Source organism: Pseudomonas sp. HP_12 (assembly GCF_055283955.1).
In genome coordinates, this window is record NZ_JBTOQG010000060.1 from 34,887 (window position 1) to 61,237 (window position 26,351).

General features: G+C 60.0%; 24 protein-coding genes. 12 read left to right on the forward strand and 12 right to left on the reverse strand.

The window, feature by feature from the left end; all coding sequences use genetic code 11:
* Positions 1-34 precede the first annotated feature (34 nt).
* Positions 35-1,582, reverse strand: coding sequence for a MocR-like pyridoxine biosynthesis transcription factor PdxR (pdxR, locus tag ACYASU_RS23980; protein ID WP_463584313.1), 1,548 nt, complete (start codon positions 1,580-1,582; stop codon positions 35-37).
* An 89-nt stretch (positions 1,583-1,671) separates the two neighbouring features.
* Here pdxR and ACYASU_RS23985 point away from each other — a divergent pair, with 89 nt between their 5' ends.
* From ACYASU_RS23985 to ACYASU_RS23995, 3 genes are read left to right on the forward strand one after another with little or no spacing between them, the layout of a single operon-like run.
* Complete coding sequence (locus ACYASU_RS23985; protein ID WP_463584314.1) at positions 1,672-2,313, forward strand: FMN-binding negative transcriptional regulator; 642 nt, start codon at positions 1,672-1,674, stop codon at positions 2,311-2,313.
* Positions 2,306-2,752: a GNAT family N-acetyltransferase gene (locus tag ACYASU_RS23990; protein WP_463584315.1), complete on the forward strand. Its 447-nt coding sequence runs from the start codon at positions 2,306-2,308 to the stop codon at positions 2,750-2,752. The genes ACYASU_RS23985 and ACYASU_RS23990 overlap by 8 nt, the downstream gene beginning before the upstream one ends.
* Positions 2,753-2,768: 16 nt before the next feature.
* Positions 2,769-3,440, forward strand: a complete 672-nt coding sequence (locus tag ACYASU_RS23995; protein WP_463584316.1) for a GNAT family N-acetyltransferase — start codon at positions 2,769-2,771, stop codon at positions 3,438-3,440.
* A 131-nt stretch (positions 3,441-3,571) separates the two neighbouring features.
* Here ACYASU_RS23995 and oadA read toward each other — a convergent pair whose 3' ends face one another.
* On the reverse strand, positions 3,572-5,380 hold the full coding sequence (gene oadA, locus ACYASU_RS24000) for a sodium-extruding oxaloacetate decarboxylase subunit alpha (RefSeq protein ID WP_463584317.1): 1,809 nt from the start codon (positions 5,378-5,380) through the stop codon (positions 3,572-3,574).
* A 102-nt stretch (positions 5,381-5,482) separates the two neighbouring features.
* Positions 5,483-6,898, reverse strand: coding sequence for an acetyl-CoA carboxylase biotin carboxylase subunit (locus ACYASU_RS24005; RefSeq protein ID WP_369305065.1), 1,416 nt, complete (start codon positions 6,896-6,898; stop codon positions 5,483-5,485).
* A 195-nt stretch (positions 6,899-7,093) separates the two neighbouring features.
* On the opposite strand from ACYASU_RS24005, the gene ACYASU_RS24010 reads away from it, so the two are divergent.
* Entirely contained in the window at positions 7,094-8,044 is a 951-nt protein-coding gene (locus ACYASU_RS24010; RefSeq protein WP_463584318.1) for a LysR family transcriptional regulator, read from the forward strand.
* Here the strand turns inward: ACYASU_RS24010 and ACYASU_RS24015 are convergent.
* The 3 genes from ACYASU_RS24015 to ACYASU_RS24025 all read right to left on the reverse strand — a co-directional run bounded on the left by ACYASU_RS24015 (position 7,998) and on the right by ACYASU_RS24025 (position 11,385).
* The gene (locus ACYASU_RS24015) at positions 7,998-8,225 is read right to left on the reverse strand and encodes a PA3496 family putative envelope integrity protein (RefSeq protein WP_463584319.1); all 228 of its coding nucleotides are present in this window, start codon (positions 8,223-8,225) and stop codon (positions 7,998-8,000) included. The genes ACYASU_RS24010 and ACYASU_RS24015 overlap by 47 nt on opposite strands.
* Positions 8,226-8,334: 109 nt before the next feature.
* Entirely contained in the window at positions 8,335-9,201 is an 867-nt protein-coding gene (gene hexR, locus ACYASU_RS24020) for a transcriptional regulator HexR (RefSeq protein ID WP_065988147.1), read from the reverse strand.
* A gap of 117 nt (positions 9,202-9,318) precedes the next feature.
* Positions 9,319-11,385 carry a putative bifunctional diguanylate cyclase/phosphodiesterase gene (locus tag ACYASU_RS24025; RefSeq protein ID WP_463584320.1) on the reverse strand — a complete coding sequence of 689 codons (2,067 nt, stop codon included), beginning with the start codon at positions 11,383-11,385 and terminating at the stop codon, positions 9,319-9,321.
* 171 nt (positions 11,386-11,556) lie between these two features.
* Here ACYASU_RS24025 and uvrD point away from each other — a divergent pair, with 171 nt between their 5' ends.
* From uvrD to ACYASU_RS24040, 3 genes are all read left to right on the forward strand, one after another.
* Positions 11,557-13,740 carry a DNA helicase II gene (gene uvrD, locus ACYASU_RS24030; RefSeq protein ID WP_282365412.1) on the forward strand — a complete coding sequence of 728 codons (2,184 nt, stop codon included), beginning with the start codon at positions 11,557-11,559 and terminating at the stop codon, positions 13,738-13,740.
* 205 nt (positions 13,741-13,945) lie between these two features.
* Positions 13,946-14,800 (forward strand): Tim44 domain-containing protein, encoded by an 855-nt coding sequence (locus ACYASU_RS24035; RefSeq protein WP_463584321.1) that lies wholly within the window; start codon positions 13,946-13,948, stop codon positions 14,798-14,800.
* Positions 14,801-14,928: 128 nt separating this feature from the next.
* Positions 14,929-15,336 (forward strand): SMI1/KNR4 family protein, encoded by a 408-nt coding sequence (locus ACYASU_RS24040; RefSeq protein WP_192174524.1) that lies wholly within the window; start codon positions 14,929-14,931, stop codon positions 15,334-15,336.
* Between the two features lie 60 nt (positions 15,337-15,396).
* Here the strand turns inward: ACYASU_RS24040 and ACYASU_RS24045 are convergent, their stop codons facing one another.
* Positions 15,397-17,151 carry a cation:proton antiporter gene (locus ACYASU_RS24045; protein WP_463584322.1) on the reverse strand — a complete coding sequence of 585 codons (1,755 nt, stop codon included), beginning with the start codon at positions 17,149-17,151 and terminating at the stop codon, positions 15,397-15,399.
* 310 nt (positions 17,152-17,461) lie between these two features.
* Between ACYASU_RS24045 and ACYASU_RS24050 the strand changes: the two genes are divergently transcribed.
* Positions 17,462-17,947, forward strand: a complete 486-nt coding sequence (locus ACYASU_RS24050; RefSeq protein WP_122534219.1) for an acyl-CoA thioesterase — start codon at positions 17,462-17,464, stop codon at positions 17,945-17,947.
* 17 nt (positions 17,948-17,964) lie between these two features.
* Here ACYASU_RS24050 and pdxY read toward each other — a convergent pair whose 3' ends face one another.
* Positions 17,965-18,831: a pyridoxal kinase PdxY gene (gene pdxY / locus ACYASU_RS24055; RefSeq protein ID WP_463584323.1), complete on the reverse strand. Its 867-nt coding sequence runs from the start codon at positions 18,829-18,831 to the stop codon at positions 17,965-17,967.
* Between the two features lie 134 nt (positions 18,832-18,965).
* Here pdxY and ACYASU_RS24060 point away from each other — a divergent pair, with 134 nt between their 5' ends.
* The gene (locus ACYASU_RS24060; RefSeq protein WP_074886003.1) at positions 18,966-19,358 is read left to right on the forward strand and encodes a DUF3301 domain-containing protein; all 393 of its coding nucleotides are present in this window, start codon (positions 18,966-18,968) and stop codon (positions 19,356-19,358) included.
* Between the two features lie 20 nt (positions 19,359-19,378).
* Here the strand turns inward: ACYASU_RS24060 and ACYASU_RS24065 are convergent, their stop codons facing one another.
* Positions 19,379-20,341 carry a CobW family GTP-binding protein gene (locus ACYASU_RS24065; protein ID WP_463584405.1) on the reverse strand — a complete coding sequence of 321 codons (963 nt, stop codon included), beginning with the start codon at positions 20,339-20,341 and terminating at the stop codon, positions 19,379-19,381.
* Between the two features lie 49 nt (positions 20,342-20,390).
* On the opposite strand from ACYASU_RS24065, the gene ACYASU_RS24070 reads away from it, so the two are divergent.
* Positions 20,391-20,762 (forward strand): NADH:ubiquinone oxidoreductase, encoded by a 372-nt coding sequence (locus tag ACYASU_RS24070; RefSeq protein ID WP_463584324.1) that lies wholly within the window; start codon positions 20,391-20,393, stop codon positions 20,760-20,762.
* 12 nt (positions 20,763-20,774) lie between these two features.
* Here ACYASU_RS24070 and zigA read toward each other — a convergent pair whose 3' ends face one another.
* Complete coding sequence (gene zigA / locus ACYASU_RS24075) at positions 20,775-21,977, reverse strand: zinc metallochaperone GTPase ZigA (RefSeq protein WP_463584325.1); 1,203 nt, start codon at positions 21,975-21,977, stop codon at positions 20,775-20,777.
* A gap of 86 nt (positions 21,978-22,063) precedes the next feature.
* On the opposite strand from zigA, the gene ACYASU_RS24080 reads away from it, so the two are divergent.
* On the forward strand, positions 22,064-22,453 hold the full coding sequence (locus ACYASU_RS24080) for a glutamine synthetase (RefSeq protein ID WP_407073262.1): 390 nt from the start codon (positions 22,064-22,066) through the stop codon (positions 22,451-22,453).
* A gap of 244 nt (positions 22,454-22,697) precedes the next feature.
* Here ACYASU_RS24080 and ACYASU_RS24085 read toward each other — a convergent pair whose 3' ends face one another.
* Positions 22,698-23,936: an N-acetylmuramoyl-L-alanine amidase gene (locus ACYASU_RS24085; RefSeq protein WP_463584326.1), complete on the reverse strand. Its 1,239-nt coding sequence runs from the start codon at positions 23,934-23,936 to the stop codon at positions 22,698-22,700.
* Between the two features lie 245 nt (positions 23,937-24,181).
* The gene (locus ACYASU_RS24090; protein WP_192174519.1) at positions 24,182-24,703 is read right to left on the reverse strand and encodes a DUF3617 domain-containing protein; all 522 of its coding nucleotides are present in this window, start codon (positions 24,701-24,703) and stop codon (positions 24,182-24,184) included.
* A gap of 176 nt (positions 24,704-24,879) precedes the next feature.
* Between ACYASU_RS24090 and cls the strand changes: the two genes are divergently transcribed.
* On the forward strand, positions 24,880-26,319 hold the full coding sequence (gene cls / locus ACYASU_RS24095) for a cardiolipin synthase (RefSeq protein WP_463584327.1): 1,440 nt from the start codon (positions 24,880-24,882) through the stop codon (positions 26,317-26,319).
* The last annotated feature ends 32 nt before the right edge of the window (positions 26,320-26,351 follow it).

Consider the following 26,351-nt stretch of genomic DNA (forward strand, 5'->3'; position numbering starts at 1 on the left):
ATGACGCGCCAGGCCGCCAACGGGTTCACCAAGATCAAACCCGCCATGCACTTCGTAATCGCCCCAGCGCCGAGGCGATATCGGCCTCAGGCACCGCTGCAAAGCCGAGTACCAGACCGGCCCGATCATCCACCGGCGTCTCTGACCCCGGCAGCCAATACTCACTCAACGGCGCGACCTCGACGCCGACATTTTCTGCCTTGGCGACCAGTTCCGTTTCACGCTCTAACGTATCCACTGCGACGGTCACATGCAGCCCTGCAACGGGCTTGATCATCGGGCTGCAACCCGCAAGCTCCTGGGGCCAGCCGGCCAGCAATGCGTCGCGTCGGCTCAAGGCAGCTCGGCGCATGCGGCGGATGTGCCGCTGAAAGTGACCCGCTGCGATGAACTCGGCCATGACCATCTGCGTGCCCACCTCGGAATGACGCATGTCCACGGCCCGGCGCCGGCTGAACGGCTCAACCAGGTTACGCGGCAACACCAGATAACCCAGGCGCAGCGCCGGAAATGCGACCTTGCCGAATGTCCCGACGTACAGCACGCGACCGCTGCGATCCAGCGCTGCCAACGGCGCCAGCGGGGCGCCGCTGTAGCGGTATTCGCCGTCGTAGTCGTCTTCGACGATCCAGCTTTGATTGCGCTCGGCCCACGCGAGCAGTTCAAGCCGCCGAGCCAGACTCATCGTCACGCCCAGCGGGTATTGGTGTGAGGGCGTCACGTACGCCAACTTGCAGCCTGAGTCATCCAGAGCCGGACTGCGCATGCCCTCGTCGTCAACCGCCATGCCCTGCAACCTGGCGCCAGCTACCCCGAAGGCATGACCGGCCGCGCGGTACCCCGGATTTTCGATCGCCACCACGTCGCCCTGCTCCAGCAGCAGCTGTGCACAAAGGGTAATCCCCTGCTGCGCGCCATTGGTGATCACAATTTGCTCAGGTGCGCAGCGCAAGTCGCGGGAAGTCCTCAAATAGGCAGCGATCAGCTCCCGCAGCCGCCATTCGCCAGCCGGGTCGCCGTAGCCAAGATGCTGGAGGCCCGGCTTACGCCAGAAAGCCGCGTGGAGCTTGCCCCACGTGTCGAAAGGGAACAGATCAAACGCCGGAACACCCGTGCGAAACGCCCTGGGCAGGCCGCTTTTGGGAGGCCGCAAATGATGCTGATCCAGCGTATGCATTGCTGTGCTGTGGATAACATTGTTGGACGATTCGGCCGCCATTATCAGGGGTTTTGTGGATAAACCTGTTGATAAGCATGGTGATAACCCTGTGGACAGGTGTGTGGATAGTTTTTTTGCAGCCGGCGGTTTCTCTCTCAACAGTGCGACGTAAGTGCCGTCCCCGACGCGGCTTTCGGTAAAGCCTTCGGCGTAAAGCTGGTCATAAGCGCGCATCACGCTGTTGCGGGAGATGCCAAGGGACAACGCCAGATCCCGGCTCGCCGGCAAGCGCGTGCCACCGGACAAGCGACCGTTGAGGATGCGCTCGCGCAGCGTCTGATAGAGCTGGCGGCTAAGACCATGGCGGCGGTTCAGCTCAATGCCGGCGAAATCGAACGTCAGCGCGGGCGTGGGTGCGTGCATGGGATTGGCCCTATGAGATAGACCATTAATGGCTCTTACAACGAACCATTAGGCTGCCTAGGATTGGCTCAGCCGCCAAGGAAAATCTCATGTACACGCCCAGCTATTTCAAAGACGAAGACCTCGCCAGCCTCCACGAGCAGATAGAGGCCACGCGCCTGGCGACACTCGTCACTTTTGACGAGACCGGATTGCAGGCGAGTCATATTCCCTTGTTGCTCGAACCGACTCAGGGTCCGCAAGGCACTCTGTACGGGCATCTGGCCAAGGCCAATCCGCAATGGAAAGCCCTCGAAACGGGCGCCGAAGCGCTGCTGATTTTCCAGGGGGCGGACGCCTACATCAGCCCGTTCTTCTACGCAGCCAAGGCCGAGCACGGCAAAGTGGTGCCCACCTGGAATTACCTGGCGGTGCACGCCTACGGCCGTGCCGATGTGTTCACCGATCCCGAGCGGCTGTTGCGGATTGTCACCGGCCTGACCGACAAGCACGAAGCCGGCCGCGCCGAGCCCTGGGCTGTCAGCGACGCACCCGCCGATTACATCGAAAAAATGCTCAACGGCATCGTCGGCTTCGCGATCCCTATCGAGCGGCTGGAAGGCAAACGCAAGCTCAACCAGAACCGCAGCGCCGCAGACATCGCCGGCGTGAGCAAAGGCCTGGCACTCAGCCAGGACCCATCCGATCAGAAAATCGCTCAGTTGATGAGCCAGGGAGCACCGCGTGTCTGACCTCCACATCCGTCCCGTCACCGCCGAAGATCACGACGCCTGGCTACCGTTGTGGCAGGCCTATCTGACCTTCTATAAAAGCACGCTGGCCGATGCGGTTTCACAGAGCACCTGGCAGCGGTTTCTGGACAGCAGCGAGCCCACCAATGCCGCCCTCGCCTGGCAGGACGGCAAGGCGGTGGGCATGGTGCATTTCATTTATCACCGCTCCAACTGGAGCATCAGCAATGCCTGCTACTTGCAGGACTTGCTGGTGGTGCCGGAACAGCGCGGCACGGGCATTGGCCGCCAGCTGATCGAATATGTCTACGCGACCGCCAAACGGGACGGCGCCGACAAAGTCCACTGGCTCACCCACGAGACCAACGCAACCGCCATTCAGCTCTACGAGCGCATCGCTGAGCGCCCGGGCTATATTCAATTTCGCAAACCGTTGTAAGACAGGGACTCTCGACATGTCGGATCTTGAAAACTGGCAACCGGCCAAGCTGCCGAATACCCGCACACTGCAAGGACGCTTTATTCGTCTGGAAAAATTGAACGCCGCCCGCCATGGCGATGGGCTGTGGGATGCACTGGAAGGCCCGGCCGCAGACCGCAAATTATGGGATTACCTGTTCGTGGGCCCGTTTCCAGAGCGCGGCGCATTCGATGACTATCTCGCAGGACTGGAAGGCTCGACCGATCCTTGGTTCTACACCGTCATCGATCAACAGACCGGCGCCATCAACGGTTTTCTGGGCTTGATGTCGATTTTCCCGAGCGCGGGCCGCATCGAAATTGGCCATGTGACCTTCGGCGCCTCAATGCAACGCACCCCCAAGGCAACGGAAGCGGTTTACCTACTGGCGAGGGAATCCTTCGCGCTGGGCAATCGTCGTCTGGAATGGAAATGTAACGCCAACAACGCCCGTTCCAAGCGTGCGGCGGAGCGCTTCGGATTCAGCTTCGAGGGCACTTTCCGTCAGCATTCCGTGTTCAAAGGTCAGAATCGGGATACGGCCTGGTACTCGATCATCGACAGCAAATGGCCCGCAATACAACAGGCGTTCGAAGCATGGCTGGCTGTGGATAACTTCCAGGACGGTGAGCAAATCAGGACGCTGGAGCAACTGCGCCACCGCTGAGAGCGTCGAGTCCCACAGCCGGAGACGCTTGGCTGAAGCAAAAAAAAGAGGAGCCACGAGAGCTCCCCCAGAGGTAACCGTTCAGCCTGCCGCATCTGTGCGCGGCAGGCTGTTATCTATGCAGTGGGTTATCAGCCCTCGATCTCGACCAGAATCTCGCCCGGGTTAACCCGATCGCCTTTCGCGACATGGATGGCCACGACCTTGCCGGCGACTGCCGCCTGAACTTCGGTCTCCATCTTCATCGCTTCGGTGATCAGCACTGCCTGACCGGCGCGGACGCTGTCGCCCTCTTTCACCAGCACGTCGACGATATTGCCCGGCATCGAAGTGCTGACATGGCCCGGTTTGCTGGCCTGAGCACGCTTGCCGATGCCGCCGCCGACAAACTCATTGAGCGGCTCGAACACCACTTCTTCCGGCATGCCGTCGATGGACAGATAGAAGTGACGCTTGCCCTCGGCCTTGACGCCCACACCGGTGATATCAACGCGGTAGCTTTCACCGTGAACGTCGATGACGAATTCGGTCGGGACGCCCTCGCCGCCCGCCTTCGCCACTGCGCCCGGCTCTGGAATCGGCAGCAGGGGCTCTGGTGCCAGCGTGCCCGCCGCACGTTCTTCGAGAAACTTACGCCCGATGTCCGGGAACATGGCGTAGGTCAGCACGTCTTCTTCGCTGGTGGCCAGCGCGCCGATCTCGCCGCGCAGCTTGGTCATCTCCGGCTTGAGCAGGTCGGCCGGACGTACGTCGATCAGCTCTTCGTTGCCGATGGCCTGACGACGCAGCGTCTCGTCCACCTGCCCCGGCGCCTTGCCGTAGCCGCCCGTGAGGTAAAGCTTCACTTCGTTGGTGATGGTTTTGTAGCGCTCGCCGGCCAGTACGTTGAAGAACGCCTGGGTGCCGACGATCTGTGAAGTCGGCGTCACCAGCGGCGGGTAGCCCAAGTCTTTGCGCACTCGCGGAATCTCGGCCAGCACTTCGCCCATGCGGTTCAACGCACCCTGTTCTTTGAGCTGGTTGGCGAGGTTGGAGATCATGCCGCCCGGCACTTGATTGACCTGCACGCGGGTATCGACCGCCGTGAATTCGCTTTCGAACTGGTGATACTTCTTGCGCACCGCATAGAAATACAGGCCGATTTCCTGCAGCAGTTCCAGGTCCAGGCCGGTGTCGAATTCGCTGCCTTTAAGGGCCGCGACCATCGACTCGGTACCCGGATGGCTGGTACCCCAGGCGAAACTGGAGATCGCGGTGTCGATGTGGTCAGCACCGTTTTCGATGGCCTTCAACTGGCACATCGCGGCCAGGCCGGCCGTGTCGTGGGAGTGGATGAACACCGGCAGCGATTGCTCGGCCTTCAGCGCCTTGACCAACTCGCCCGTGGCATAGGGAGTCAGCAGACCGGCCATGTCCTTGATCGCGACGGAATCACAACCCATCGCTTCCATCTCTTTGGCCTGCGCCACAAACGCGCCAATGGTGTGCACCGGGCTGGTGGTGTACGCGATGGTTCCTTGGGCATGTTTTCCGGAAGCCTTCACCGCTTCAACCGCCACCCGCAGATTGCGCACGTCGTTCATGGCATCGAAGATGCGGAACACGTCGATACCGTTGTCCGCCGCCTTGGCGACGAATGCCCTGACCACGTCATCGCTGTAGTGGCGATACCCCAGCAGGTTCTGACCGCGAAGCAGCATTTGCAGACGCGTGTTGGGCAGCGCCGCGCGCAACTGGCGCAAACGCTCCCACGGGTCTTCCTTCAGAAAGCGCACACAGGCGTCGAAGGTCGCGCCGCCCCACACTTCCAGCGACCAGTAGCCGACTTTGTCGAGCTTGCCGCAGATCGGCAGCATGTCCTCGGTGCGCATGCGGGTCGCCAAAAGAGACTGGTGGGCGTCGCGCAAAATGGTGTCGGTGACGAAGATTTTCTTGGACATGTTCGGATCTCCTTTTAGCTTCAAGCGGCAAGCTACAAGCGGCAAGTCGCAGCGGATCGGCTTCAACTTGCAGCTTGCGGCTTAGCGCTTGCAGCTGGCTTTTTATAAGCCCGCGTGGGCAGCGATGGCGGCGGCGATGGCCAGGGCCAGCTCTTCGGGTTTGCGCTTGATCGAGTAATTGGTGAGCTCGGGATGGCTCTCCACGAAGCTGGTATTGAACTGGCCGCTGCGGAATTCCGGGTTACGCAGGATTTCCTGGTAATACGCGGCCGTGGTCTTCACCCCTTGCAGACGCATGTCATCCAGCGCACGCAGGCCGCGGTCCATCGCCTCCTCCCAGGTCAGCGCCCAGACGATCAGCTTCAGGCACATGGAGTCGTAATACGGCGGAATGGTGTAGCCGGTGTAAATCGCCGTATCGGTGCGCACGCCGGGGCCGCCGGGCGCGTAGTAACGGGTGATCTTGCCGAAGCTCGGCAGGAAGTTGTTCTTCGGGTCTTCCGCGTTGATGCGGAACTGCAACGCGAAACCACGATGGATGATGTCTTCCTGCTTCACCGACAGCGGCAGTCCCGAGGCGATGCGGATCTGCTCGCGGACGATGTCGATCCCGGTGATTTCCTCGGTGATCGTGTGCTCGACCTGTACGCGGGTGTTCATCTCCATGAAGTACACCTCGCCCTCGGCCAGCAGGAACTCCACGGTGCCGGCGTTCTCGTAGCCCACGGCCTTGGCGGCGCGCACGGACAGGTCGCCGATGTAGGCGCGCTGCTCCGGCGTCAGTTGCGGGCTTGGGGCGATTTCGATGAGCTTCTGGTTGCGGCGCTGGATCGAGCAATCACGCTCGAACAGGTGCACGACGTTGCCGAAGCTGTCGCCAAGGATCTGCGCTTCGATGTGCTTGGGATTGACGATGCACTTTTCGAGAAAGACCTCAGCCTTGCCGAATGCCTTGGTGGCCTCGGAAATGACTCGAGGAAACGCCTGCTCCAGCTCTTCCCGGCTGTTGCAGCGACGAATGCCGCGCCCGCCGCCGCCCGAGGTGGCTTTGAGCATGACGGGGTAACCGATGCGATCGCCTTCAACCAGTGCTTCGGCGATGTCGGCCACGTTGCCTTCCGTGCCGGGCGTCACCGGCACGCCGGCCTTGATCATGCTGCGGCGGGCTTCGGTCTTGTCGCCCATGCGGCGGATCACTTCAGCGGACGGGCCGATGAACTTGATCCCTCGTTCGGCGCAGATATCCGCCAGCTCTGCGTTTTCCGACAGAAACCCGTAGCCTGGGTGCAACGCGTCGCAGCCAGTTTCCACGGCAAGGTTCACCAGCTTGCGCGGGTTCAAATAGCCTTCGAGGGGATCCGAGCCGATGCCATAGGCTTCGTCGGCACGCTTCACGTGGAGCGCGTGCCGGTCCGCGTCGGAATAGATCGCCACCGAGCGGATGCCCATTTCGGCGCAAGCGCGCACTATCCGAACAGCGATTTCCCCACGGTTGGCGATCAGGATTTTTTTTATCACTGGTATTTCCTCGACCGATTAGCAGACGGACCAGATGGCTGGCCAATACCGCGCGACATTCCGTTACTGCATGTTGCTCGCAGGTGAAGCCACCCTATGACGAATCAGCAATTAACAAAAATGAGTAAATATTGGGTGAACCATAAGCAAAACCTTATAGTTCCCGATATCAACTAAACGGCTAGGGCTGTAGAAATGCGTAAGTCATTGATGCGTATGACATTGCGTCAATTGCGGATCTTCAATGAGGTTTGTGATTTGCGCTCGTACAGTCGCGCAGCTGAGGAAATGTCGCTGACCCAGCCGGCGGTGAGCCTGCAGATGCGTCAGCTGGAAGAGCTGGTCGGCCAGCCGCTGTTCGAATACGTGGGTAAAAAACTCTATCTCACGGAAGCCGCCGAAGCGCTGCAGCTTGCCAGTCGTGACATCTTCGGTCGGCTGGAGAACCTCGACATGCAACTCTCCGACATGCAGGGCTCCCTGCAGGGGCAGCTCAAACTGGCGATCGAATCCAGCGCCAAGTATTTCGTGCCCCACCTGTTCGCCGCCTTCAAGCGCAAATACCCGGAAGTCATGCTTAACCTCACGGTCGTCAATCGGGCGCAGGTGATTCGGCGGCTGTCGGATAACCGTGATGATCTGGTCGTCATGTCGATGGTCCCACAGGACATGGGCCTGGAGTTTTTGCCCTTCCTGAATAACCCGACCGTTGCCGTGGCGCAGCCGGACCATCCGTTGACGCTATTGCCCAATCCGACGCTGAAGGATCTTGAGGCAGCAACGCTGGTGATTCGCGAACAGGGTTCGGGGACGCGCAAGGCATGCGAAGAATATTTCAAGGAGAAGCGCATTCATTTCGAGCACACGCTGGAAGTGTCCTCGGCCGAAGCGCAGCGCGAATGCGTGGTTGCGGGGCTGGGCGTCGCGCTGCTGACGCGCCATGCGCTAAGCCTGGAACTCGCCACTGGCATGCTGATCGAGCTGCCAGTGGCCGAATTACCGCTGTACCGAAGCTGGTGCGTCGTACAGGCGCGGGACAAACGTCTGTCGCCGGTGGCTCATGCGTTCCTTTCATTCATCCGAACAGAGCGTACTCAGATCAGCGAGCTGGTCGCGCGCTTTGATGGCCACCTTCCGAAGCGCTAGCGCTCTGCCAGAAATGGGCGCTGGCGCTGTCCAGGTAGCTTGAGAGCTCCTGATTCAGGCGGCGTTCTTCGGAATGGCTTTCGATTGCACGCCGGAACGCCATGCGGCGCTGGTCTTCCTGCTGACGGCGAGTCTTTGTGGAGGTGCTGTGCTGCTGCGAGTCATCGTAGTGCCGAGGCATATCCTGTCTCCCATTCGTGTGCGGGAGTACAGAGTGGCGGGACGCGGTGACGATCAGACGTCGGAAGCGTTACAGGTTGGTGAAGGTTTCGGCGCGACGCGAGTTCAGATCAATCTTCAGACGACTTGATCGACTTCGGCGACAACCGCAGGCTGCGCAAGCTGCGCTTCACGCTCTTCAGGTGATTGACCAGGCTTGGACCGCGCGCCATTGCAACGCCCATCGCCAGGACATCAATGACCACCAGGTGCGCAATACGCGAGGTCAGCGGCGTATAGATTTCGGTGTCTTCGTGCACGTCGATGGCGAGATTGACCGTGGACAGCTCGGCCAGTGGCGTCTGACTCGGACACAGGGTGATCAGGTTGGCGCCGCTTTCGCGCACCAGATTGGCGGTGATCAGCAGGTCCTTTGAGCGACCTGACTGGGAAATACACACCGCGACGTCCGTAGGCTTGAGCGTCACAGCCGACATCGCCTGCATGTGGGGATCGGAGTAAGACGCTGCCGTCAGTAACAGACGGAAGAACTTGTGCTGGGCGTCAGCCGCCACCGCACCCGATGCACCGAAACCGTAGAACTCGACACGATGCGCCGCCGCCATGACCGTCACCGCCGCCTGCAAGGCATGGGGGTCGAGCTTTTCGCGCACTTCTATCAGCGTGTGCAGCGTGGTGTCGAAAATCTTCAGGCTGTAATCGGCGACGGAGTCGTCTTCGTGGATGGCGAACTGCCCGAAGCTCGCGCCAGCGGCAAGGCTTTGCGCCAGCTTGAGTTTCAGGTCCTGAAAGCCGGTGCAGCCAATGGCGCGACAGAAACGCACGATGGTCGGCTCGCTGATACCGACCGCATGCGCCAGATCGGCCATGGAGCTGTGCATCACGGCCGCCGGATCGAGCAGCACGTGATCGGCTACTTTCAGCTCCGACTTGCGCAAGAGATGGCGTGACTGGGCGATGTGCTGCAACAGATTCAAAGGACAGGACTCAAGTGAAGGATGGGCCGGGCTGTAGCTTTCTTGTAGTTATACTACATGACCTGCAAACCGCACAGTTAAACGATCTCGCCGTGGTCAACCGATCGTTGTTGAAGCTCAGGTCGCTTTGTAGTATAGGGCTTTTCGCACAGGACTCCAGGCTTCGGTCAACCGACTGCGCAGGATGCCGCCCATCACGCTGGCCTCCACTGGCCGACTGATCAAGTAGCCTTGCACCTCGTCGCAACCGTGAGACCTGAGAAACTCCAACTGTTCGCAATCTTCCACGCCTTCGGCCACCACCCTGAGGTCAAGACTGTGGGCCATCGCGATGATCGCTCGGGTAATCGCAGCGTCTTCTGCGCATTCATTCAGACCACGAATAAAGGCCTGATCGATCTTCACGCAGTGCACCGGAAAACGTTTCAGGTAGCTCAACGATGAGTAGCCGGTGCCGAAGTCGTCGATGGCCAGTTTTACGCCGAGTGCGCGCAGTTGTTGAAACGTAGTGATGATGTGCTCGACGCTTTCCAGCAGTTGACTCTCGGTGAGCTCAAGCTCCAGGTATTCGGGCTTGAGCCCGGTCTCTTCGAGCACTTGCCGAACGAGGCTGACCAGCTTGCCCTGACGCATCTGATGCACAGAGAGATTGACTGACACCCTGATAGGAGCGAGCCCCTCCCGCTGCCATTCGCAGGCCTGATGACAGGCTTTGCGCAGTACGAACTCGCCGATGTTGGCGATCAGGCCGGTCTCCTCTGCCAACCCGATAAACTCGCCGGGTGAAATCAGACCGCGCTCGGGGTGACGCCAGCGCACCAGCGCTTCCGCCGAATTCAGGCGACCACTTTCCAGCTCCAGCTTCGGCTGATAGAAAACCTCCAGCTGCCCTTCTGCAATCGCGCGACGCAGCTGGATTTCCAGCTGCAACCGACCCGGCGTGCCCGCCTCAAGGCTTTCGGTAAAGAACTGAAAATTGTCGCCGCCCAGGTGTTTGGCGTGTTGCATGGCCATATTTGCCTGGCTGACCAACGCGGCGATGTCCCGTGCAGAACCCGGCAGCAACGCGATGCCGATGGAGGCGCTGACCACCAACTCATGGCCGCAAACCGATATCGGCGAGCGCAGTTTTGCCAGCAGGCGCGTCGTGATCCGCGCCAGTGTGGTCAGGTTGCCGTGGCTGTCGAACAGCACGGCAAACTCGTCCGCCGACAAACGCGCGACGGTATCGGCATCGGTCACATGGGCGTTGAGCCTGCGCGCGACAAGGCGAAGCAACTGGTCAGCGGTATCGTGACCCAGGCTGTCGTTGAGCAATTTGAAGCGATCAAGGTTGATGTGCAGCAAAGCCAGCGTGCGCCCGCCATGACGCGCACGCTGATTGGCGTCACGCAGCCGCTCATTGAACAGCGCGCGATTGGCGAGGCCGGTCAGCTCATCGTAATGGGTCAGATAACGCGTACGTTCTTCGTACTGGCGGGTCAGTTCGCGGTTGAGCTCGTCGCTTTCGGCCTGGGCCTGTTGAAGGTGCTCGATGAGCGCCACGTTCTGAAATCGCCGGATAAGACCCCGCTCGATCAAACGGTTGACCTGCGCAGCCACCACGATAAGCGCCAGCAGGAGAATCAGTCCGAGCCAGCCCCAACCGTGGCATTGGGGGTCGCCGGTCCAGAACAGATAGAGAATGGGCGGCAGCAGACACGGCAGCGTGAACGTGAGAAACGCCGGAATGCTTACCGCATAGGCCACACTGGCAGACAGCGTGGCCGCGCCAATCAGGCCGAACACCCAGGCCTGCTGGGCCAGGCTTTGCGCCGGCATCAACACCAGCGCGGCGCTGGAGAGGGTGAACCCGCTGACGCAGGCGCCGGCCAGAAACATGCGGTTCCAGATCGGCTGCGATCGACGATCGAGTGATGCTGACCTGAACGCTGCGACTTGCAGCACGCGCAGACACACCAGCGCTGACAGCCAGCCCAGCCAGACGCCCACCAGCACGTAACGCTCGGGGCTCCAGAGCAGCCACGCGCAGAGCAAACCATTGATGAACATGAACAGGGTCGGCAGCAGCGATCCCTGATAAAGAAGGCGGGTGCGCTCGGCGGCAAGCTGGGTCGCGAACTGCTTGCAGATGACACGACGTGTCGCCACGGAGTCTGCCGGGGCTTCGGAACTGAAGGTCATGGCGTTTCTTATAATTGGGGGCCTTGAACGTTCGCGGAGGATACACAAGGGATCGTCGAGACCAAACAGTCATCAATTAAAATCTACAGACGGCAAAAATGGGACCGGCAACATCACGACCGGCCAGCGTTAGGGTTTGCCCATGCCCTCACGGCACCCTAGAATGCCCCGATGCGCGATGACCTCTCCCTTCTGCTTAACTCCCTCAACGATGCCCAACGCCAGGCCGTAGCTGCCTCCGTGGGTCGTCAGTTGGTCCTGGCCGGCGCTGGTTCCGGCAAAACCCGTGTGCTGGTGCACCGTATCGCCTGGTTGATCCAGGTCGAGAACGCCTCGCCGCACTCGATTCTGTCGGTGACGTTCACCAACAAGGCCGCCGCCGAGATGCGCCATCGCATCGAGCAGCTGATGGGTATCAACCCGGCCGGCATGTGGGTGGGCACTTTCCACGGCCTGGCGCACCGCCTGCTGCGGGCGCACTGGCAGGAAGCGGGTCTTAACCAGAGCTTCCAGATCCTCGACAGCGATGACCAGCAGCGACTGGTCAAGCGCGTCATGCGCGAGCTGAATCTGGATGAGCAGCGGTGGCCGGCACGGCAAGCGCAGTGGTTCATCAATGGCCAGAAGGACGAAGGGCTGCGCCCCAAGCACATTCAGGCCTCGGGCGATCTGTTTCTGACGACCATGAAGTCGGTCTACGAGGCATACGAGGCGGCGTGTCAGCGCGCCGGCGTCATCGACTTCTCCGAGTTGCTGCTTCGCGCGCTGGACCTGTGGCGCGACAACCCGAGCCTGCTTGCGCACTATCAGCGTCGTTTCCGTCACGTGCTGGTAGACGAATTCCAGGACACCAACGCCGTTCAATACGCCTGGTTGCGTCTGCTCGCCCAGGGTGGCGACAGCCTGATGGTGGTCGGCGACGACGATCAGTCCATTTATGGCTGGCGCGGCGCGAAGATCGAGAATATTCATCAGTATTCCGAAGACTTCCCTGATACCGAGACCATCCGCCTGGAGCAGAATTACCGCTCCACCGCGAGCATCCTCAAGGCCGCCAACGGCTTGATCGTCAACAACACCGGGCGTCTGGGCAAAGAACTGTGGACGGACGTCGGCGATGGCGAGCTGATCAATCTGTATGCCGCGTTCAACGAACACGACGAAGCGCGCTACGTGGTCGAGACCATTGAGAGCGCGATCAAGACCGGCCTCGCGCGCAGCGACATCGCCATTCTGTACCGTTCAAACGCCCAATCGCGGGTCCTCGAAGAGGCCTTGCTGCGCGAGCGCATCCCGTACCGTATCTACGGCGGCCAGCGATTCTTCGAGCGCGCCGAAATCAAGAACGCCATGGCGTATATGCGCCTGCTGGACGGGCGCGGTAACGATTCGGCGCTGGAGCGGGTCATCAACGTCCCGCCGCGCGGCATTGGCGAGAAAACCGTCGAAGCGATTCGCGAGCATGCGCGCCATGCCGACGTGTCGATGTGGGAGGCCATGCGCCTGCTGGTCGCCAACAAAGGCTTGGCCGGTCGTGCGGCTAGCGCGTTAGGCGCGTTCATCGAACTGATCGAAAACCTCGCCGCCAAGGCCGCGGACATGCCGCTGCACCTGATGACCCAAACGGTCATCGAGCAGTCCGGCCTGATCACGTACCACAAGGAAGAGAAAGGCGAGAAAGGCCAGGCCCGGGTGGAAAACCTTGAGGAACTGGTCAGCGCCGCGCGCGCCTTCGAGAACAGCGACGAGGAGGAAGACCTGACGCCCCTGGCGGCATTCCTCGGCCATGCCTCCCTGGAAGCAGGCGACACCCAGGCGGATGAGCACGAAGACAGCATTCAGCTCATGACGCTGCACAGCGCCAAGGGTCTGGAGTTCCCGTACGTGTTCCTGGTGGGCATGGAAGAAGGCCTGTTTCCGCACAAGATGAGCCTGGAAGAGCCGGGCCGTCTGGAAGAAGAGCGCCGTCTGGCATACGTGGGCATCACCCGCGCCATGCAGCATCTGGTGATGACCTACGCAGAAACCCGCCGCCTGTACGGAAGCGAAACCTACAACAAGGTCTCGCGCTTCGTACGGGAGGTCCCGCCTAATCTGATTCAGGAAGTGCGGCTGTCCAACAGCGTGACCCGTCCGTTCGGCGGCTCCAAAACCATGGCACCGAGTCGTCTGTTCGACGGCGAAGCCATTCCGCAGAGCCAGTTCTCCCTGGGTCAGCACGTGCAGCACGCGGTGTTTGGAGAAGGCGTGATCCTCAACTTCGAGGGTTCAGGCGCTCAGGCACGGGTCCAAGTGAATTTCTCGGAAGGCAGCAAGTGGCTGATGCTGGGGTACGCGAAGCTCGAGCCGGTGTGATCGGTAACTGAGGATGCGTTGATGCACCCCTTGCATTCCCACATCCACCCCCCATCTTTCCTACAGAACTTTCTTCACCTGCCTACAACCCAAATAGGACAGGCAGGTGAGATTCACGCAAAAGCCGGAAACATATGGCCGCTGGTCATCCCCATTTGTCCTGTGCAACATGGCGCGCGTGCAATCCACAAACGGGAATTCCCTTATGCAACGTTTTCTTAGCATCGCTTTGGCACTGATGATAGGGCTCACCATGAGCCTCGACGTCAATGCTGCGCGTTTCGGTGGTGGCAAGAGCATGGGCTCGGCGCCAAGTCACCAGGCGCGTCAAACAGCTCCTTCCGCTCCTGCCGCTGCACCTAACGCCACCGGCCGTCCTGCGCCTGCTGCGGGCGGTGCTTCCAAATGGCTGGGCCCATTGGCCGGTCTCGCCGCTGGTGGTCTTCTGGCCTCCATGTTCATGGGCGGTGGCTTCGAAGGGATGCAGTTCTTCGACATCCTGATCATGGCGATCATCGCCTTCGTGATCTTCCGCTTCATCGCGGCGCGTCGACGCAAGCAGCAGCCACAGATGGCTCCCGCTGGTGCTCCTTATCAGCGTGAAACCTTCGAGCAACCACAACCGGCACAGAATTCGATCTTCGGCGGTTCCGCTCCAGCAGCGGCAGCCCGTCCGGTGATCAACGCGCCAGCCTGGTTCAACGAAGAACGCTTTATTGAAGCGGCCCGCAGCCACTTCCAGTCGCTGCAACAGCACTGGGACGCGAACGAGATGGACAAGATCTCCGAGTTCGTGACCCCGCAAATGCTGCAGTTCCTGAAAAAAGAACGTGCCGATCTGGGCGACGGTTTCCAGTCCACCTTCATCGACAACCTCACCGTGCAACTTGACGGTCTGGATGATCGCGCCGACAAGACCATCGCCACGCTGACGTTTAGCGGTGTGTCGAAAACGTCGCGCTTCGATCAGGGCGAAGTGTTCAGCGAGAGCTGGAACATGGAACGCGCTCAGGGCGACAACCAGCCTTGGCTGGTGGCAGGTATCCGCCAGAACGGCTAATACCGCTGAGCTGCTGCAACTGAACCCCGGACTTGTTCCGGGGTTCTGCTTTTTATAGAAGCCAAGTTAATTTGGCGATGCCTTTGAGCTACTGTATAACCCGCGCAAATCGTTAGAGGATCCACGTCGTGGAAGAAGTCATCGAACAACTCCGTGAAGCCAATGAACCGGTCCCTGTCCCGCTTGAGCTGCCTGATGAAGATCAGTTGGTCGAGGTTGAAGAGCAGCTGTTCATCAATATCCCCTTCGTCTTCAAGGAGTTCTTGCTGACCGTCAGCGACGTGGTCTACGGCAGTCTTGAGCCTGTCACCGTCACTGACCCGGTCTCCCATACGTATTTGCCGGAAGTGGCAGCGACCGCCTGGGATATCGGCGTACCCCGCGAGCTGATCCCGATCTGCCAGGACGGCGAGGATTACTACTGCGTTGAAGAAGACGGCACTGTGGTGCTGTGGTCTGGCGAAGAAGAACTCGTCACCGAAGAAAGCTGGGAATCCGTCTGGCACTGGGCGCGGGACGTCTGGCTGGAAAGCTGAGAAGCACAACCGCTCCCCTGAATCAGCGTTGAGGCACGCACCTCAACGCTGATTTACAACTCAGGGCTCAGGATGATTGCCCAGGGTTTCAAGCAACGCGATCTGCATGCGCGTATGCACCCGAATGAACCAGCGCCACAACACGGCAGCCACCACAGCCGCCACAATGACAATCAGCATTAGCCATTCGCGCGTCGGCAGCATGCTGGATGACAGCAATGCGATGAGCAGAAAAATCACCAGCAAAGACAGCAGCGGGATCACTTCGGCAATCACCCGACGGACGCGCGCTGTGTGCCTGCCCGCCATTTCCGGCTTCACGCTCATCTCTGCCAGCAGCATCGACAGCGCTTTGAGCTTGCGATAAGCCGCGATCAGAAACGGCAGTGAAAGCAGCAACGACGCACCCCAGATCCAGGCTTTTTGCTGCCCGACATCGCTGACCCAGTCGCTGAAATACACGCCAATCCGCTCCGCAAAGAATGCACCGGTAAAGAAGATGGCGATGACCAGCGCCAGATTGATTCCGACTTGCAGCAGAATCTTCCGGATCATCGCTGCCAGCACTGCGCCCTGCCCCTGTGGCTGAATGCTGCGCAGCCACTCCCCGTACATTCCAAACACACGCGCCATGCGTGCAGGAACAATGGCGCCCAGCGTGTGGGACAGAGGGTCTGCTGCGCGAATGAGGTAAGGGGTCAAGAGCGTCGTGATCGCGGAGACCGCCACCGCGACCGGGTAGAGAAAATCGCTGGTGACCTGCAGCGTCATCCCCAGCGCTGCGATGATGAAGGAGAATTCGCCAATCTGTGACAGCCCCATCCCCACCCGCAGCGAGGTCTTGCCGTCGTTGCCGGCGATGAAAGCGCCAAGCCCGCAGGAAATCATCTTGCCCAGCACCACAGCGACGGTGATCACGGCGATGGGCCAGGCGTAGTCGAGCAAAATGTTCGGATCGATCATCAAGCCGATCGCGACGAAAAAGATCGCGCTGAACATGTCTCGGATGGGCTCGACCAGGTGCTCGATCTTCGCCAGTTGCCTGGATTCGGCCATGATCGCGCCGATGAGAAACGCCCCCAGCACCATGCTGTATTCGAGTTTGACTACCAGCAGGCAAAAGCCGAAGCACAGGCCGAGCACAGTGATCAGCAGCATCTCGTTGCTCTCGAATTTCGCGACATAGGCCAGCACTCGCGGCACGACCAGAATGCCGATAACCAACGCCACGATCATGAACAGCGACAGCTTGCCGACCGTTGAAAACACCTCTCCGGAACTGACCGTGCCGCTCACGGCGATCCCCGATAACAGCGCGATGATGCCAATGCCGAGGATGTCTTCAACGATGAGCACGCCGAAGATCAGCTGGGCGAAGCGCTGGTTTTTCACCTTCAGGTCATTGAGCGCCTTGACGATGATGGTGGTGGACGAGATCGCCAGAATGGCACCGAGGAACAGCGAGTCCATGGTGTTCCAGGCGAAGAACTGGCCGATTTCGTAGCCGATCCAGGTCATCAGCATGATTTCGAGAAACGCGGCGATGAACGCCGTCGCACCGACCTTGAACAGCTTGCGCAGGCTGAATTCCAGGCCGAGGCAAAACATCAAAAAGATCACGCCGAGTTCGGCGAGGGTCTTGATGGTGTCCTCGTCGTGAATGAGGCCAAACGGCGGGGTGTGCGGACCGATGATGAAGCCGGCCACGATGTAGCCCAGCACCACCGGTTGCTTGAGCCGATGAAACACCACCGTTACAACGCCAGCCACTAGCATGATCACTGCCAGGTCCTGAATGAAACTGATGGCATGCATGGGCGCTGCTCCTGCTGGCAATCGATGAAATACGCGTATCCGTCTGAAAGAGAGACGACTGCTGTACGAAAACTCGCCAACGAAGCCTGAATATTCTGACTGAGACGCAGGATTTACCCCATCCAAGGGCTTCCGCAGGTTAACACCGCACAAAAGCACGAGAAGCCAGTGCAATATATGGAAACAGATGGGTACAGGGCGTGACGGCGGAGCGGTCGTTGGCGTCCCGGTATCGATGGTTTTGTCGCCAATCTGCATTCGAGCACCCGAGCAAGGTGCCTTCTGACCCTTTTAGACCGTGAGCAACGCTATGGAACCCGGAAACGCCCAGCTGTCGATGACTGTATTGATGACCCCGGACATGGCCAACTTCTCCGGCAACGTGCACGGCGGGACGCTGCTGAAGTATCTCGACGAAGTGGCTTACGCGTGCGCCAGCCGTTACGCAGGGCGCTATGTGGTGACGCTGTCGGTGGATCAGGTGATTTTCCGTGAGCCGATTCACGTCGGCGAGCTGGTCACGTTCCTGGCGTCAGTCAACTACACCGGCAATACGTCCATGGAAGTGGGCATCAAGGTAGTGACCGAAAACATCCGCGAGCGCTCGGTTCGTCACACCAACAGCTGCTTCTTCACCATGGTGGCGGTGGATGACCAGCGCAAACCTGCCAGCGTACCGCCGCTGACACCGGCCAACAGCGAAGACAAGCGCCGTTACGTGCAGGCACAACAACGCCGCCAGATCCGTCAGGAACTGGAGAAGCGTTATCGTGAAATCAAGGATGAGCCGGTTTAAGCCAGCACCGGTTTGGCTTACAGCCGGACCGCTTCGAACTTGACCCGCGGGTGAGCGATTCGGTCCTGCGCGCGCACCAGCTCCAGCTCGTAGCTGCCGCAGGCCTGGGTCTCCAGCAGCACTTCATGCACCGCTGACGCCGCGAATTCGAAGGCGCTGCGCAGGTCGTCACCGAGCAGAATCCGAGACAGGAACAGCCCGGACGTCAGGTCGCCCACGCCCACCGGCTGCCGGGGAAAGGCCAGAAGCGGCCGACACAGGTGCCAGGTTTCGTGCTCGGTCACCAGCAGCATCTCAAAGCCGTCCGCGGGTTTGCCCGGGTATGCCAGGTGCTTGACGACAACCGCCTTGGGGCCTCGGGCCAGCAGCGCTCGCGCCATGGCCACGCAGTCGCGCAACGAATCGGGTTTGCGGCCGGAGAAGCTGTCCAGCTCCAGCTGATTCGGGCAAAGGAAGTCGGCGACTGCAGCGGCTTCGTCCAGCAGGAAATCGCTCACTTCCTGCGGCACGATGCAGCCCTTCTCCGGGTGCCCCATCACCGGATCACACAAATACAGCGCGCGTGGATTGGCGCGTTTGATCTGCGCAACGGCGCTCAGAATCGCGCGTCCCTGCGCTGCGCTCCCCAGATAACCCGACAGCACCGCATCGCAATTGCCCAGCTCGCCTATCGCCGCAATCCCCTCGACCAACGCCGGAATCTGCTGCGGCGCCAAGACTTCCCCCGCCCAGTGGCCATACTGAGTGTGGTTGGAGAACTGAACGGTATTAAGCGGCCAGACATTGATGCCGATACGCTGCATAGGGAACACGGCTGCGCTGTTGCCGGCGTGACCAAACACGACATGCGACTGGATGGCGAGTAGATGGGGCGTACGTTTCATGACAGGTTCCTGAGACCGGGAAGGCACAGTAGTGGCGATGCCGGACGAAGTGAAGCGAAATTAAACTTTAGGGCTATGGCTGTCTGTCACCCGACGCAGTTAAGCTGCAAGCCTTCTGTTGGAGTTCCTTTTCCATGCTGACCCTGGGCAACATTTTCGTCCTCATGCTGCTGGCGACTGCCGGCGCCTGGCTGTGGCACGCCCATGGCCTGCGTGAACGGGCGCTCGAACGCGTCAAACAGCACTGCGCCAAACTTGATCTTGAGTTGCTCGACGGCAACGTGGCGCTGAAGCGACTCGCGTTCAAGCGCGACAATGAGGGTCGCAAGCGACTGGCGCGGGTGTATAACTTCGAGTTCACGGTCACCGGTGAGCACCGGCATCCCGGCACGATCACCATGTTCGGTGCCCACGCGGCGCAGATCGAGCTGGCGCCCTACCCGTTCGAGATCAAAGACCCGAAACCGACCGCCGAGATCATTCAGCTGAGCCAATGGCGTCAGGAGCATAACAAGTGGAAGCAGTGATCCTCTGTGGATAACTCGTTTCAGAGCAGACAGGCCGCCAGCGCTGTCTGCAAAGCGGCCTCGTCCTGAGGACCATCGAAGATCAGCTCGAGGCGAGAGTCCTTGCGCCACTCACTCGACGCCCATTCCAGCACACTCCCGTTCACCGCATTGCCTGAGATCCACCCCTTTTCGCTGTGGATAACCAGCTTGGCACGCCGCCAGTTCAAGGTTTGCAGCCAGGACTGGACTTTCGCCGCATCAAACACTCGCTCAGGGTGCCAGCGCCAGCCGATGCTCCAGCCTTCCGCCTGTTGCTGACTCAGGCATAACGGCTTCTTTGGATCCGCCCAAGTTGCGGGGAGTTGCGGCAATGACCGGGGGATGGCCGGATTGGCCGAGCCAGCGTGAGCGTTGACGTCCATGCCCGGCAACGAACCCAGAGACAATATGCCGTGGTCGGTCCAGCGGAGCCTGCTCGCAGGCAGTGCGTCGATGATTGCCTTTCGGGTCGACGCGTCCAGCCCTTCTGACTTGTTCAGCACCAGCAGGCCCGCCTGCGCCAGGGCTTCTCGCTGGGTGTCAGGCAGCTCTTTTCCCTGGGCAAGTGCCTGGGCGTCGAGCACCATGACACTGGGCTGGACGGACAGCACCCCGACCCAAGGCGCCTCGTGTAATTGCTTGATCAACTGGACCGGATGCCCCAGCCCGGAGGGCTCGATAAGCAAGCGATCCGGCCTGGCCTTGCGCAGGAGCCGGCCGAGGCCAATCTGAAAAGGCGCTCCATTGACGCAGCACAGGCAGCCACCAGCCACTTCGCCAAGTGCGATACCATCATCGCCGGTCGTCAGCAGCGCAGCATCCAGGCCGATCTGGCCGAACTCATTGATCAGCACAGCCCAGCGCTCGCCCTCTGGTTTCTGTTTGAGGAGGTGCCTGATCAGGCTCGTCTTGCCGGCACCTAACGGGCCAGCAATGACATGGGTGGGGATGTTTTGCAGCATTTCGGCCATTTTGAGATCGCTCCTGAATGAGCGCTGACGGAGGTAATTGATGCGAGCAATCTGGCTGCCTATGGGGCTGGCGTGGGCGCTGATGGCAATGACGTCGGCGCAGGTCCGGGCTGAGTCGTGCGTGGTGCACAGCCAAGGCGAGCGAGTGGACGTCAAAGTCTGTCAGGAAAATCTGAACATCCCGCCAGACCTGTTCCACGACGGATTCTGCAAACCTCAGCTCAAGGATCAGAAAACCGAGGTCACGTACTCAGAGCAGTGTCCTGCCGGGTCATTTGGGCAGTGCAGCAACGCGCAGGTGGCCAATATGCCTTATCGTCAGAACATTCACTATTACGGCGTTGCCAGCGACGCTGCGTTTCTCAAACCCTTTTGCGAGCAGCAGAGCAAGGGCATCTGGAAAACGCAGTGAGTCAGACGGGTGCTACGCCGCGTCGCCATACCAGTCGCCAAATGGATCAAGCATCGAGCGCCAGTCCGCAACGCCGCCCGCCATCTCGGCATCGGTCAGCAGGCATTGATCAAGCTCTGCCGCCAGCCGGGCAAAGTCGATGTTCTGACCGATGAACACCAGTTCCTGACGGCAATCGCCGGTCTCGGCTTCCCAGCTGCGCATGATCACCTGCGTGCTTTCGTCGTCCTGCGGCCACTGCGCCTTGGGCACGAAGCGCCACCAACGACCGGCGAAACCGTGACGCATCAAGCCGCCGGCCTGGGACCAACTGCCGGCGTCCTCGTGCTTGCTGGCGAGCCAGAAAAAGCCCTTCGAGCGCAGCAGTCGGCCGTTTTCCCACGGCGCATTCAGGAAGTCGAAAAATCGCTGTGGATGAAACGGCCGACGCGCCCGATAAGCCGTGGACGCGATGCCATATTCTTCGGTCTCTGGCGTGTGCTCGCCGCGCAACTCCTTGAGCCAGCCCGGTGCCTGAGCCGCACGTTCGAAGTCGAAACGGTTCGCGTCCAGAATCTTGCTGAGGGGAACGGCGCCCATGACCATCGGCAGAATCTCTGCCTGGCTGTTGAGCCGCCGCAAAATTGCCATCAGCTCTCGCCGGTCGGTTGAGCTGATCAGGTCGATCTTGCTGATCAGGATCACGTCGGCGAACTCGACCTGCTCAATCAGCAGATCAGTGATCGCGCGCTCGTCCTCCTCGCCCAGGGTCTCTCCGCGCGAGGCCAGACTCTCTGCAGCGTTGAAGTCCTGCAGAAAATTAAGGCCATCGACAACCGTCACCATGGTATCGAGGCGGGCGACATCGGCCAGGCTCCGGCCCAGCTCATCGCGAAAGGTAAAGGTCTCCGCTACGGGAAGCGGCTCGGAAATGCCCGTGGATTCGATCAGCAGATAGTCGAACCGGCCTTCATGGGCCAGCCGGCTGACCTCTTCCAGCAAGTCTTCGCGCAGGGTGCAGCAAATGCAGCCGTTGCTCATCTCCACCAGTTTTTCTTCCGCCCGATTGAGGCTGACGTCCCGCTGAACTTCGCTGCCGTCGATGTTGATCTCGCTCATGTCGTTGACGATCACGGCGACGCGCAGATTGTCGCGATTGCGCAGGATGTGGTTCAGCAGCGTGCTTTTACCAGCGCCAAGGAAGCCGGAGAGAACGGTAACGGGAAGGCGGTTCATGAAGGTTTCACCAGAGTACGGATGATATCGCTTTTTACGTTATAGTATAACGATACGCACACGCTAATCTTTTTTGAGGCCGCTTCATGACTCGGTTGTTTTGGCTTTTGTCAGGGTGCTTACTTGCGTTGAGCACGCAGGCGATCGCCATGCCGCCCTCGCCCAGGCTGGACAAGGCGCTATGCACACGCAGCGCGACGCTGTTGGCCTGCATCGATGCCGGCCACAACACGTACAGCGTGGCGGTCGCAGGGAACACGATGTTTGTGCGCGGCGTTGAAAGCGTGGGCAATCGCCGCTGGGCGCAGACCAACAGCCGATACGGTTCGCTGACGTTTTTTACCGGGCTCGCATCGGACGGCGAGACGTGGGTGGGTTACATCCAGAAAGTGGGCTGGACGACGATCAGTCGGGTGTCGAGCTCAAATGGAAGCCGTTCCAAGATCACCTGCGACCGGGTGATGGGTTGTCGGTAAGCTGACCCCTGCAGGCATCAGGGAAGATTTCGTCGTCCATACGCCGTGCTGGCTCCCTGGCAAACACTGTCCATGTGGAAGTGAGCTTGCTCACGAAGACGGTGTTCCAGGCGCTATACATGCAGCGGATGTTCCGACCTCTTCGCGAGCAAGCTCGCTCCCACAATGGGCGTTTAGGCAGGTGCATTTGCAGTAGTGTCACGTTGGATGAGAGCGAACTTGCACATCCTCACGACTGAGTCCGTCAGACGACCGCCTCATTCGCCTTTTGCTCTTGCCGCCAGGCCACGTACGAGCCTGCCGGCGGATTGCGCTCGAAGTAGCGCTTCATGCCGTCAAACAAACCATCGGCCACGGCCTGTTGGTGGCGCGCGGTGACAAGGCGCTGACTGTCGCGGCTGTTGGAGATAAAGCCGGTCTCGACCAGAATCGACGGTACATCGGGTGACTTCAGCACCGCAAAACCGGCCTGCTCCACGCGCTTCTGGTGCAGCGTCGTGATCCCTTCCAGGCTACCCAGTACGGTGTGACCCAAATCCAGACTCGCGGCGATCGTGGCGTTCATCGACATGTCGAGAATCACGCCGGCCAGCATCGGGTCCTTGTCTTTCAGGTTCAACAGGCTGGTCGCGCCGATCAGGTCGGCGCCGTTTTCACGCTGGGCCATGAAGCGCGCCGTGGCAGATGTCGCGCCGTTCTCCGACAAGGCAAACACCGACGCGCCGGAAGCCGTCAACCGAGGGGCTGCGTCGGCATGGACCGAGATGAACATGTCAGCGTTGTATTTGCGTGCGACGTCGACGCGCTTGCGCAGCGGAACGAAGAAGTCGTCATTGCGGACCAGGCGCACATCAAAGCCCTTTTCGCGCTTCAAGCGTTTGGCGAGCAACTGCGCGATGGACAGCACGACGTCTTTCTCGCGCTCACCCTTCGAGCCAACGGCGCCCGGGTCCTTGCCACCGTGCCCGGCGTCGACGACCACCATGATGTCGCGCTTGGATCGATCTCTCCCTGCTGTCTGCACGGGTGGCTCTTTCGCCAATGGCGCAGCGGCGGCCAACTGCACCGGAGGACGGGAAAGCACGTCATGGCCCAGATCCAGCACCAGCCGGTTGCCTTGGGCACCTTCGGGACCCAGCAGGAAACTGTTGAGCTGCACAGGCGATGCGAGGTCAAGGACGATGCGCGTATCACTCTGACCGAAGTGGCCGGAGCGGATGGATTTGATCGGCGTGTTTTCGAGCGCCAGCTGACTGAAGTTGCCTTCAAGCCGCGCGCCGCTGACATCGATGATGATCCGTTCAGGCGCGCTGAGCGTGAAGGTCTTGTATTGAACCGGGCCACTGAGATCAAACACGAGCCGCAGCTTGCTGTCAGTACGCCACAGGCGGGCGTTTCGGATCTGCGTCGCATTGACTGAGAATGGCAGCGCAAAGGCGGCGCTGGCCAAAAGCATGTTAAGCAGCATTTGACGTCGGTGCATGGCACGTTCCGAAGGCGAAGAGCATCCCGGCTCAGAGATAGAGGGCGATGGTTACAATATAACAGCCGTAATATCGGACGAAGATGAAGCTTTTTATAAGATCGGCGGGATTTTAGTGAGGCTTCTCAACACCTAAGGCGAAAAAGCTCATGTGAAACAACAAGATGTTCCACGTGGAACACGACCCTCTGTCAGTACAGACAAAAACGCCCTGAAAAGTCAGGGCGCTTAGTAAGCAGAGAGAATCAGGTCCTTGGTTTTACAGTGCCGCATTGCTGACCGAGCCATACAGCGCGCGTGTCCATGCTGCCGTTCTGCTGCTGGCCTGTGGCGTTGAACGAGCCAATAACGTGGGTGTTGAACTCGCGGTCACTGAGGAACTGTGCAGTTCCAGTGCCTTGAGCGCGAGGACAACTGAATTTGAATTTCCAGGTGGCGCCAGTGCGTTCGGTGATCTGCTGGGTGCAGCCGGACTTCGGATCTGTCAGCGGAATCTGCTCATTCTTGACCTGCTCTTGGGTCAGACAAATACGTACGCCCTTCCCGCCCAGAGTAACGCCTTGTTTTTCCAGCATTTGTTCCATGGCTGCCCGCTGCTGCGGCGCCATCATTTGCAATTGCGACAGCATCACTTGCAGGTCCGGCATCTGTTGACCATCCACCTGCATGTTGCTGGAGCTCAGTTCCCACAGTCCGGGCTGCAGAACCTGCGCCTGGGCGAAGGGCGCAGTCATACAAACCATCAACGCCAGTACGCGCTTTTTCATGAATCGGGTTTCCTTTAATGACTCTTGGGCATCTTGGTGCGGCCTGCACGCAGGCCACTGAACGATGACGTTTAGACGGTAGATCGGGCAGCCAGTTGCAGTCTCAATAAAATAGCGACAATCCCGGCGCCTTGTGGTCTGTTAGACACCAATAAGCTTATGGCACAAGGTTGCGCATGGATTACCACAGCCCGTATTTCTTTGGCTATTTGCTCGGTTTCACTCACTTGCTGGGCATTGTCGCAGCTATCCACGCCTTACTCACGGTGCGTACGGCTCAGGGCTCAATCGCTTGGGCGATGCCTCTCATCTTCATCCCTTATGTCGCACTGATTCCGTATCTGGTCTTCGGCAGGAGTACATTTGACGCCTACATCAAGGCGCGGCGTCAGGCGAACACCGAAATGCGCGTGGCGATTGCCGACTTCAACTGGAAGCCATGGATTGAAGAGGCGGTGGCGGCGCGGCGCTCGGACGCCTATCGCTCCCTGCGCGCGATGCCGAAGCTGGGACGCATGCCGTGCCTGGCGAACAACGAAGTGAAGCTGTTGATCAACGGCGATGAAACATTCGACGCGATCTTCAAGGCCATCAAAAGCGCCCGGCAAGTGGTGTTCGTACAGTTTTTCATCATCCACGACGACGATCTGGGTCGCCGCCTGCAAGGGTTGTTGCTGGAGAAGGCCGCTGAAGGCGTGGCGATTCATGTGCTTTACGACCGCATTGGCAGCCATGCGCTACCGGCGCGTTATATCGAGAAGCTCCGCGATGGCGGCGTGCAGATCAAGGCCTTTGCCACACGTGGCGGCTGGCTGACACGCTTCCAGATCAACTTCCGTAACCACCGCAAGATTGTCGTGGTGGATGGCATCAAAGGCTTCGTTGGCGGCCACAACGTGGGCGATGAGTACCTCGGCCTCAAGCCGCCGCTGGCGCCATGGCGCGATACCCATGTGAGCGTCGTCGGACCTGTCGTGGCGTGTCTGCAGGAATCGTTCGCCGAGGACTGGTTCTGGGCGACCCGGGAGATACCGCCGCTGATCCTGCCCGACAGTTACCCGGAAGACGGTGTGCTGTGTCAGTTACTCGCCAGTGGCCCGGCCGATGCCCAGGAAACCTGCTCGTTGTTCTTCGTCGAAGCCATTCACGCGGCGACCGAACGGGTGTGGATCACAACGCCGTATTTCATTCCAGACGAGGCGGTTTCCGCTGCGCTGAGACTGGCCGTATTGCGCGGCGTTGATGTGCGCCTACTGCTGCCGTCGCGTCCCGACCACTACACGGTGTACGCCGCCTCCAGCCTGTTTGCGTTTGAAGCCGTGCGCGCAGGCGTGCGTATCTTTCGCTACAAGCCCGGCTTCCTGCACCAGAAGGTGGTGCTGGTGGATAACGCGATCTCGGCGATCGGCAGCGCCAACCTGGACAATCGTTCGTTCCGGCTCAACTTCGAACTCATGCTGCTGACCGTGGATGAAGACTTCGCTCGGGAGGTGGAAAACATGCTGATCGACGACTTCGCCCTCTCCCACGAGATCTCCAGCGAAGAGAGCAAAGAGACACATCACTTGCAGCAGCTGGGAATGCGGGTTGCTAGGCTGATTTCGCCGATTCTGTAGAGGTGATTGAGCAGTACGCCAAATGTGGGAGT

Coding starts and splice junctions, on each gene's coding strand:
- ACYASU_RS24070 (WP_463584324.1), top strand. CDS start 20,391: ATGCGAGCAATCTGGCTGCCTATGGGGCTGGCGTGGGCGCTGATGGCA.
- ACYASU_RS23985 (WP_463584314.1), top strand. CDS start 1,672: ATGTACACGCCCAGCTATTTCAAAGACGAAGACCTCGCCAGCCTCCAC.
- ACYASU_RS24035 (WP_463584321.1), top strand. CDS start 13,946: ATGCAACGTTTTCTTAGCATCGCTTTGGCACTGATGATAGGGCTCACC.
- ACYASU_RS24050 (WP_122534219.1), top strand. CDS start 17,462: ATGGAACCCGGAAACGCCCAGCTGTCGATGACTGTATTGATGACCCCG.
- ACYASU_RS24080 (WP_407073262.1), top strand. CDS start 22,064: ATGACTCGGTTGTTTTGGCTTTTGTCAGGGTGCTTACTTGCGTTGAGC.
- zigA (WP_463584325.1), bottom strand. CDS start 21,977: ATGAACCGCCTTCCCGTTACCGTTCTCTCCGGCTTCCTTGGCGCTGGT.
- oadA (WP_463584317.1), bottom strand. CDS start 5,380: ATGTCCAAGAAAATCTTCGTCACCGACACCATTTTGCGCGACGCCCAC.
- pdxR (WP_463584313.1), bottom strand. CDS start 1,582: ATGCACGCACCCACGCCCGCGCTGACGTTCGATTTCGCCGGCATTGAG.
- ACYASU_RS24090 (WP_192174519.1), bottom strand. CDS start 24,703: ATGAAAAAGCGCGTACTGGCGTTGATGGTTTGTATGACTGCGCCCTTC.
- ACYASU_RS24045 (WP_463584322.1), bottom strand. CDS start 17,151: ATGCATGCCATCAGTTTCATTCAGGACCTGGCAGTGATCATGCTAGTG.
- cls (WP_463584327.1), top strand. CDS start 24,880: ATGGATTACCACAGCCCGTATTTCTTTGGCTATTTGCTCGGTTTCACT.
- uvrD (WP_282365412.1), top strand. CDS start 11,557: ATGCGCGATGACCTCTCCCTTCTGCTTAACTCCCTCAACGATGCCCAA.
- ACYASU_RS24015 (WP_463584319.1), bottom strand. CDS start 8,225: ATGCCTCGGCACTACGATGACTCGCAGCAGCACAGCACCTCCACAAAG.
- ACYASU_RS24010 (WP_463584318.1), top strand. CDS start 7,094: ATGCGTAAGTCATTGATGCGTATGACATTGCGTCAATTGCGGATCTTC.
- ACYASU_RS24065 (WP_463584405.1), bottom strand. CDS start 20,341: ATGCTGCAAAACATCCCCACCCATGTCATTGCTGGCCCGTTAGGTGCC.
- ACYASU_RS23995 (WP_463584316.1), top strand. CDS start 2,769: ATGTCGGATCTTGAAAACTGGCAACCGGCCAAGCTGCCGAATACCCGC.
- ACYASU_RS24085 (WP_463584326.1), bottom strand. CDS start 23,936: ATGCACCGACGTCAAATGCTGCTTAACATGCTTTTGGCCAGCGCCGCC.
- ACYASU_RS24060 (WP_074886003.1), top strand. CDS start 18,966: ATGCTGACCCTGGGCAACATTTTCGTCCTCATGCTGCTGGCGACTGCC.
- pdxY (WP_463584323.1), bottom strand. CDS start 18,831: ATGAAACGTACGCCCCATCTACTCGCCATCCAGTCGCATGTCGTGTTT.
- ACYASU_RS24025 (WP_463584320.1), bottom strand. CDS start 11,385: ATGACCTTCAGTTCCGAAGCCCCGGCAGACTCCGTGGCGACACGTCGT.